This window comes from Streptomyces sp. CNQ329 (genome assembly GCF_000482585.1).
The window spans coordinates 1-5,360 of the sequence record NZ_AXVU01000092.1; the positions used below are offsets into that span (position 1 = coordinate 1).

Here is a 5,360-nt window from a genome sequence, read left to right on the forward strand (position 1 = left end):
GGGCTGCCGGTGGGGTGTTTCAGTGGGTGCGGTAGGTGGCGCGTACGGCCATGTCGGCGAGTTCCCGGCGCCATGTGGGGTCGATGGGGGCGTGGGCGAGGGCGGCGCAGCCCTGTTCGACGAGGTCGGCGATGTGTTTTTCGACGTCTTCGGGCACGGCGGTGTCCTGCAGGCGGCGGCGTACCTCGTCGGGGGTGTGTCCCGGTTCGGTCATCAGGGTGCGGATGTGGGGGTCGCGCTGCATGGCCCAGCCGTGCAGCAGGGTCATCTTGTGCTGGGTGACGTCCAGGCCGGTGGGTTTGCCGGTCTGGGCGGAGTCGCCGAAGGCGTCCAGCAGGTCGTCCCTGAGCTGGAATGCCTCGCCGACCGCTTCGCCGTATTGCGTGTAGGCGGTGGCCAGGTCGGGGCGTCCGGCTACGTGGGCGCCCATGACCAGGGGGCGGTGGATGGTGTAGCGGCCGGATTTGATCAGGGCGATGAGGCGGGAGAGTTCGGGGTCGGCGGAGAACTCGGCGGCGGCGCAGACGTCCAGGCACTGGCCGATGTTGACCTCGGAGCACAGCCGGTGCCATTCGCCGAGTACCGCCGGGGGTGCCTGGCTGACCAGTTCCTGGGAGTAGACGGTGGCCAGGTTGCCGATGAGGATGGCCATTCCCTCGCCGAAGCGGCGTGATTCGCCGCGCCAGCCGCGGGTTTCGTGGCGGTGGCCGTAGGCGGTGTGGATGGTCGGCTGCCCGCGCCGCTGTGCGGAGTCGTCCAGGACGTCGTCGTGGATGAGGGCGGAGACGTGGAGCATTTCCAGGCCTGCGGCGGCGGCCGTGATCCCCTCGCCCTGCGCCTCGCCGCCGGCGGCGAGGTAGCCGGTGATGCAGAAGGTGGGCCGCAGGCGTTTGCCGCCGGAGGTGACCAGGTCGGTCAGTGCGTCGATGGCGTCCAGGGCCCGTTGGTCCATCTGTGCGTAGCGGTCGTGTTCGGCCGACAGCAGCGCGCGCAGTCTGTCTTCGACCCGTTGCAGGAGGTCGTCGATGATTCGGCGCGCGGAGGTGGCCGGCCGGCCGCGGGTGTCGGTGAAGGAGGTCACTTCGGTAGTCACTGCGTGTCTCCTCGGGCGGGACGTATGAGCACGTTGCGGCAAGGGGTGTCCGGCCCGCGCCGGGCCGGAGCGCGCCGGCCGGGTGCGTCCCCCGGAGAAAGAGGGGGGAGGGGGCGGCTGCCCGGGGGGTGTCCCCAAGGTGGCGGGTGCGCGTGTGGGGGGTGGGGGCCCGCCGGCGTGCGTGCGGGTGACGCCGGCGGGCTGCGCCCGGGTCAGTCCTGCTTCTCCTTTTCCTTGGTGTTTTCCTTGGTGTTTTCCTTCCACTGCTTTTCCAGCCGGCGGGCCAGGGCGAGCCGCTGCACTTTCAGGGTGGCGGTTCTGGGCAGGTCGGCCTGCGGGATCTGGACGGGGTCGGCCAGTTGGGGGAAGGCGGCGGCGGCGGCGCGCCAGCGCTGGAGGTCCAGCGGCTTGTCGTCGACGGTGCAGATCACCGGGACGGGCTGGGCGTCGGGGCCCTGGACCACGACCAGTTCGCTGAGCTCGCTGAGTTTGCTGAGGACGACGTCCTCGATCTCCAGGGAGCTGCGCACGCCGGGGATCATGTCGACCTCGCGGTCGAGCATGTGCAGGCAGCCGAGTTTGGTGCGGTAGCCGACGTCGCCGGTCCGCCACCAGTCGCCGTTGCGGTTGGTGTCGTAGCGGTCCTGTTCGGCGTAGTAGGTCTTGGCCAGGCCGTCCCAGGCGACCTCGATGAAGCCGGGGTTGGTCTCGGAGGGGGGCTGTCCGTCCCGGCTGACCACGCGGATCTTCGCGGCGCCCAGGGGCATGGCCCAGCCGACGCAGCGCCCGTTGGCCTTGTGGGCGGAGCGGCGCAGGTAGGCGCGGCCGGCGGCGGGGCCGACCTCGCTTTGGCCGTAGATCTGGAAGAACAGCGCCCCGCGCCGCTTGGAGGACTTCAGCAGTTTGCTCATCGTGCCGGGGTGGATGGCATCGAAGGTGCTGGAGAAGACCTTCACCGACGCGAACGGGGTGCGCGGGTCGTCGGTGAGCGGTTCCCATTCCATCAGCGAGTTGGGCAGCGCCTCGATGAGGGCCGGGCGGTGTGCCAGGAAGTGCTCGGCGACGTCTTCGGGGTCCGATTCGCGCATGAGCAGGACCGGGAATTCCTTCAGCAGCGCCAGGGACATCGCCGCGACCATCCGCGAGTGGACGAAGGGGACGTGGATGGCGACGGTCTCCTTCTTCCGCATCAGCGACAGCAGCCGCCACTGGGGTATGAGACGCAGGCCCTGGGTGCGGGGGGTGTGCACCACGAGTTTGGGTATCCCGGTGGTGCCGGAGGTGTGGGTGATCACCGCGGCCTCGTCGATCGGCCGGACGACCGGGGAGACCCGCGGCGCGCCGGCGAGCGCGGTCAGGGAGATCGACTCCGGCCGGTCGCCGCCCACGGTGATGACCCGCTTGGTCAGGTCCGCCAGCGGCGTTTCGGCCAGGATGTCGAGCTTGGCGGTGTCGGTGACCAGGTTCGGCTGGTCGGCCCGCTGCAGGAGAGCGGCCACGGTCACCGCGTCCAGGGCGGGCGAGAGGTTGACGACGATCGCGCCGATACGGGAGATGGCGGCGGCGATCATCCAGTGGTCGGCGTTGGCCGTCTTGTAGATCACGACGCGCTCGCCGGGCCGGACGCCCGCCGCCCACAGGCGCCCTGCCAGGTCGTCCACGTGCTCGGCGTACTGGGCCACCGTCAGTCGCCGTCCGGCCTCGGGGAAGAGGTCGAGGGTGTGGTCGAGGGTGATCGGCGTGGAGGGATTGACGGCCGCGGCCATCTGGGGCAGCAGACCGATGTGAAGACCGCGCTTGAGTATCGATTTGTAGGCTGTGGAGCCCTTCATGGGGAGTGTCTCCTTCACGGGGCGTCTGGGGCAGGCGTGGGCGCGCCGGGGCGGAAGGGGGCGGGGTGTCAGCCGGCGTGCGGGGCCGGCGCGGCGTGCGTGCGGACCGCCTTGCGCAGGACTTCCGCGACCCGTTCGACCTGGCTCATGGTCAGTTCGGCGTGCATGGGGATGCCGAGGTTGCGCTTGAAGAGGTCGGCGGAGACCGGGCAGACCTGCTTGGCCTCGAACGCGGGCTGGACATGGCTTGCCCAGGTGCCGTGGAAGGACCCGATGTTCTGGGCGCGCAGCTCGGTGGCGACCGCGCCGCGGTCGACGGCCGGATCCAGCGTCACCAGGTAGGACTGCCAGGCGTGGGTGCGGTCCTCGGGCACGTGCGGCACCGTCAGGAGTTCTTCGTCGGCCAGGAGTTCGCCGTAGCGTGCGGCGACGGCTGCGCGGCGCTTGAGGAGTTCCTCGACGCGGGTGAGCTGCACCTGCAAGATCGCCGCGGCGATGTCGGACAGTTTGAAGTTGTAGCCGATCTCGGTGAATTCCGGGATCGGCAGGCCGATGACCTGTCCCTGGTCGAAGATGCTGCCGATGCCGAAGGAGGAACGCTGCCGGGCGTGGGCGGCGATCGCCGGGTCGGTGGCGATCAGCGCTCCGCCTTCGCCGCTGCTGGCGCCCTTGCGGCCGTGGAAGGACAGGCAGGCCACCTCGGCCAGGGAGCCGGCCTGGCGGCCCTGGTAGGTCGCGCCGACCGCGCAGGCGGCGTCCTCGATCAAGAACAGGCCGTGGCGGTCGGCGACGGCCTGCAGTTCGGTGTAGTCGGCGGGCAGGCCGACGGTGTCGACGGCGATGACGCCCACGGTCCGGTCGGTGACCAGCGCCGCGACCGCCTGCGGGTCGACGGTGCCGGTGTCGGCGCGTACGTCGGCGAAGACCGGGGTGGCGCCGACGTAGCGCACCGCGTGGGCGGGGGCGGGGAAGGTGTAGTCGGCGACGATCACCTCGTCGCCCGGTGTGACGCCGAACGCGAGCATCGCCAGGTGCAGCGCGGCGCCGCAGTTGCTCACCGCGACCGCGCCGCCGGCTCCGTAACGTTCCTTCAGCTCGGCTTCCAGGGCTTTGCCCCTCGGGCCCTGGCCGGCCGGCCAGCCGGAGGCGAACACCTCGGCGACGGCGGCCAGTTCCCGCTCGCCCAGACTGGCAAAGGTCAGGGGGATGTTGTCCATCGTGGTCCTGTCCGTCGTAGTCATCTTCCGTCACGCTCCGCGCGTCGCCGCCGGCCGGGCAGCGCCGGCGGCGGGGGGGTCGAAGCGAAGCGGGGTGATCTGGTGGACGTCGTAGCGGCGGCGCATCTCCTCGACGGCGTCGGCATCCACCTGTGCGCCGGAGGACCAGATCTCCGCGATCTCCTCGAAGTAGCGCTCGTGGACCGGTGAGGGGAAGCACTGGAACAGCATGCGCACCGGTTCACCGGAGGCGTTGCGGAACGCGTGCGGGGTGTTCGCGGGGACGAACATGCTGGCGCCGGCGGTGGCGCGGACCATCCGGTCTCCTTCGGGTGACTCCCACTCGTGCCAGTTCTCCTGCGTACGCTTGGTCGGCTCGAACGCAAGAAGCTCAAGCTCTCCTTCCAGGACGTAGAAGAATTCCTGCGCCTCGCCGTGGACATGCGCCCCGACGTCGAATCCGGGCGGTACGACCACCTCGAAGATCGATACGGAAGAGCCGTCCGCCTCGGTGGCCTTGAAGGTCACCTCCTGCGCCTTGGTGATCAGCTTTCGCCCCTGCCCCGGTGGGAGGATCAGGCCGGTCATGCAGTTCACTTCCCCTTTTGTCCGCGCGAAATCCAGCTCACGTTACGGATGCCGGAGCATCGGCCGGGCTCAGCCCGGTGTGCCCGCGGTGTCGGTGCCCCAGGTGCCGAGTGCCATCTCGGCGGTGATTCCGGGGCCGAATCCGGCGATCATGCCGGTGGCGTCGGGCTTGACGGTGTCTTCCTCGAAGAGGCGGCGGGCCGCGTCGAAGACGACGGCGCTGGCGATGTTGCCGTACTCGGTCAGCGTCGACCAGCTGTGGCGGAACACGCTGCGGTCGACCTCGAGGAACTTGGCGAGGTCGTCCAGGATCCGCGGGCCGCCGGCGTGGACGATGTAGAAGTCGAGCTTGCCGGCGTCCCAGCTGTGGTCCTTGGCGAACTCGCGCAGCACCGGCGCCAGCGGCTCCATGGTGCCGGGCACCCGGCGGTCGAGCTGGAAGTGGAAGCCGGTGTCGCGCACCGAGTAGGAGATCCACTCCTCGGTGTCGGGGATGAGGTAGGAGGCGTTGCGTTCCACCTCGATACCGACACCGCCGGTTCCGCGGACCACGGCGGCGGCGACCGCGTCGCCGAACAGCCCGTCGGACAGCAGCGAGCCGATGTCGTCGGCGTCGGGCTGGTAGCACAG

General features: G+C 70.1%; 5 protein-coding genes. All 5 read right to left on the reverse strand.

Annotated features, from left to right (window positions below; translation table 11 throughout):
* Positions 1 to 19: 19 nt before the first annotated feature.
* Entirely contained in the window at positions 20 to 1,093 is a 1,074-nt protein-coding gene (locus I003_RS0128665; protein WP_486584447.1) for a polyprenyl synthetase family protein, read from the reverse strand.
* 212 nt (positions 1,094 to 1,305) lie between these two features.
* A complete protein-coding gene (locus tag I003_RS33665; protein ID WP_051368593.1) occupies positions 1,306 to 2,925 on the reverse strand; it encodes a class I adenylate-forming enzyme family protein in 1,620 nt (539 codons plus the stop codon).
* Positions 2,926 to 2,993: 68 nt separating this feature from the next.
* A complete protein-coding gene (locus I003_RS0128675) occupies positions 2,994 to 4,142 on the reverse strand; it encodes a DegT/DnrJ/EryC1/StrS aminotransferase family protein (RefSeq protein ID WP_027774616.1) in 1,149 nt (382 codons plus the stop codon).
* Positions 4,143 to 4,172: 30 nt separating this feature from the next.
* A complete protein-coding gene (locus I003_RS0128680) occupies positions 4,173 to 4,730 on the reverse strand; it encodes a cupin domain-containing protein (protein ID WP_027774617.1) in 558 nt (185 codons plus the stop codon).
* Between the two features lie 69 nt (positions 4,731 to 4,799).
* The coding region (locus I003_RS33670) for a 3-oxoacyl-[acyl-carrier-protein] synthase III C-terminal domain-containing protein (protein WP_037722066.1) at positions 4,800 to 5,360 on the reverse strand (561 nt) is incomplete at its 5' end.

Coding starts and splice junctions, on each gene's coding strand:
- I003_RS33665 (WP_051368593.1), bottom strand. CDS start 2,925: ATGAAGGGCTCCACAGCCTACAAATCGATACTCAAGCGCGGTCTTCAC.
- I003_RS0128675 (WP_027774616.1), bottom strand. CDS start 4,142: ATGGACAACATCCCCCTGACCTTTGCCAGTCTGGGCGAGCGGGAACTG.
- I003_RS0128680 (WP_027774617.1), bottom strand. CDS start 4,730: ATGACCGGCCTGATCCTCCCACCGGGGCAGGGGCGAAAGCTGATCACC.